The sequence below is a fragment of the Pseudoalteromonas sp. TAE79 genome, from assembly GCF_000498015.1.
In the GTDB taxonomy this organism is placed as follows: Bacteria; Pseudomonadota; Gammaproteobacteria; order Enterobacterales; family Alteromonadaceae; genus Pseudoalteromonas.
Genome location: NZ_AUTL01000118.1, coordinates 1 through 2,814, shown reverse-complemented (window position 1 = coordinate 2,814; position 2,814 = coordinate 1). Strand labels below are relative to the sequence as shown.

At 43.6% G+C, this 2,814-nt stretch carries 3 protein-coding genes and 1 pseudogene; all 4 read left to right on the top strand.

The features are described 5' to 3' along the window. Positions 1–469, top strand: a pseudogene (locus L655_RS0107145) (IS4 family transposase); the annotation flags it as partial. A gap of 79 nt (positions 470–548) precedes the next feature. Then, positions 549–845, top strand: a complete 297-nt coding sequence (locus L655_RS01000000125280; RefSeq protein WP_024596032.1) for a hypothetical protein — start codon at positions 549–551, stop codon at positions 843–845. Next, positions 842–1,195, top strand: a complete 354-nt coding sequence (tnpB, locus tag L655_RS0107135; protein ID WP_024596033.1) for an IS66 family insertion sequence element accessory protein TnpB — start codon at positions 842–844, stop codon at positions 1,193–1,195. Before L655_RS01000000125280 ends, tnpB begins: the two co-directional genes overlap by 4 nt. A gap of 70 nt (positions 1,196–1,265) precedes the next feature. Next, positions 1,266–2,792 carry an IS66 family transposase gene (locus L655_RS0107130; RefSeq protein WP_024603932.1) on the top strand — a complete coding sequence of 509 codons (1,527 nt, stop codon included), beginning with the start codon at positions 1,266–1,268 and terminating at the stop codon, positions 2,790–2,792. Positions 2,793–2,814 lie beyond the last annotated feature (22 nt).

Genomic DNA, 2,814 nt, shown 5'->3' with positions numbered 1-2,814 from the left:
AGAGCGGCTGCAAGGACAAATGGCGAACGTGATATCGGTGTGTGACCGCGAAGCGGACATCTACGAATACTTGCAGTATAAACTGACCGAGCAGCAACGATTCGTCGTACGCTCGATGCAAAGTCGTCATATTGAAGAAGGTGAGGATAAGCTCTATGCGTTTGCAAGCGAGCTGATGAGTGCAGGCACCAAACACATCCACATTGCACAAAAAGGAGGAAGAAAAGCCCGAAGCGCAACACTGGATATCACCTATGCGCCAGTGACACTCAAAGCGCCTTACAATAAGAAAGGACACTCCCTCCCAGTTTACTATGTCGGCTGTACAGAGCGAGGAAACGCTAAGAACGGCTTAAGCTGGCACCTATTAACCAGTGAACCAGTCACCAGCAAAGAAGACGCCTTAGCTATCATCACCTACTATGAGCACCGTTGGCTTGTAGAGGAATACCATAAAGTCTGGAAAAGTGAGTAAGCGTCCGAGCAACGACACCTAGCAGAGTGGATTTAATTAATTGAAAATACCGTCTGTTTCTACTGGAGGTATTATGCAAAAAAGAACCCTTAATGACTGGCAAAAATTGATTGAGCAGCAACAAACCAGCGGCTTATCTATTGTCGCATTTTGTAAAGAAAACATGTTACCCACTTCAAACTTTTATAAATATCGGTCTAAGTTACAAGACGCTGCAAAAGCACCTAAATTGGTGAAAGTGCAAAACAAAGCCATTCCCCATAAAGTGAATGCCTCAATCACGTTATCTCATGGTGAAACTCATTTAACTATACCAACCTCATCTGAGCCTACATGGGTGGCTAATTTAATAAAGGCGCTGCAAGCATGAACATGTTTATTGATGTGCCCGACGTGTACCTTTGCAATCAGTTTGTCGACTTCAGAAAATCCATTAATGGCTTAGCGGCCATTGTTGAAAGTGAACTCGAACTGTCAGTGCTATCCGGTGCCGTGTTTGTTTTTTGTAATAAAAGCCGAGATAAGCTGAAGATATTGTATTGGGATAACACAGGCTTTGCCCTGTGGTATAAACGCCTCGATAAGCACAAATTTAAATGGCCGAAAAACCTCAGCGCCGACACCCTAAACTTAACCGAGCAACAATTACACTGGTTATTATCTGGGTATGATGTCATAGGGCATCAACAAATCAACATCGAAAACGCTAGCATTATTTAGATCGTCGCGGGATCAATATTAACCATCGCATTAAGCTAGTTTACGGTAAAAAACATTATAAAATAAAAGGATGAATATTGATGTTAACCGCCTTCCAAACGATCCGGCGTTGCTTAAAAAGCTGTTGGTAGAGCACGCTGAAAAGTTAGCGCAAGCGACTGCGAGAAACCGGTATCTAGAGGAGCAATTCCGCCTAGCGCAACAAAAACAATTTGGTAAAAGTGCCGAAGTCTTTGACGCACAAGGTGAATTGTTTAATGAAGCCGAAGACATCATTGAGCAACCTGATGAGCTTGCTACGCAAGAGATTAGCTACACTCGCAAAACACCAAAGCGCAAACCATTACCCAAAGACTTACCCCGTGAGCAAGTGATTCATGACATTGCCGAAGAAGACAAGTTGTGTAACTGCTGTGGTAATGAATTGCATAAAATGGGTGAAGACGTCAGCGAAAAGCTCGACTTCGTCCCCGCAAAGATAAAAGTCATTGAGCATATTCGCCCAAAGTACGCGTGTCGTGAATGTGATAAGTCAGGGTCGAATAACAGTATTAAACAAGCCAAGATGCCAAACATGGCCATCAACAAAGGCATGGCCACGTCCAGTTTGTTAAGTCAAATCATCACCAGCAAATATCAATATGCACTGCCACTGCACAGACAAGAGTCGATGTTCAAGCAATACGGCATTGAGCTTAGCCGTAAAACCATGAGTGACTGGGTACTCGTCGCATCCGCTACCTTGTTTGAACCGCTGATACAACGACTGAAACACGCGTTACTTAAACAGCCTGCGATACATGCCGATGAAACGACGGTCAATGTGGTCAACGCCGACAAAGTAAAAAGTTACATGTGGCTATATTGTACCGGCACGGATTCGCCATCGGCTATAAATAAACACAACCCAATACCAAACATTGTGCTTTACGACTATCAAAACAGTCGGGCAGCTTCCTGTGTGCTTAATTATCTGGATGGCTATTCGGGCTATTTACAGGTTGATGGTTATCAAGCGTATGCACAAACGCAATCAACACTAGTTGGTTGCTGGGCCCATGCACGTCGTAAATTTATAGAAGCAAAACACGTGCAGGGTAAAAACAAGACAGGCAAAGCCGACGTAGTCTTGAGTCTTATTCAAAAACTGTACGGCATTGAATCAAAACTCAACGATAAAACACCAGAACAAAAGCATGAAATAAGGCAAGAGCAAGCGAAACCTATTATCGATAAACTGCATAAATGGCTAGAGCAAAACCAGCCACGTTTAGTCGGGAAAACCAAGTTAGCAGAGGCAGCAACCTATCTCGCTAATCAATGGCATAAACTTATAGTTTACCTTGAAAATGGTCAGCTTAATATCGACAATAACCGCGCCGAGCGTGCTATCAAACCATTTGTTATTGGCCGTAAGAACTGGATGTTTAGCCAAACCTCACGCGGCGCAATAGCAAGCGCTCACCTATACAGCATCATCGAAACAGCAAGATCCAACGGCTTAACGCCATTTGATTACATCATGCATTGCCTCGATGAGCTTTGTCAGCCTGAGCCAGACATAGAACAATTATTGCCTTGGAATATCAATATCTAGGTGATGATCACCGGACGTTTAC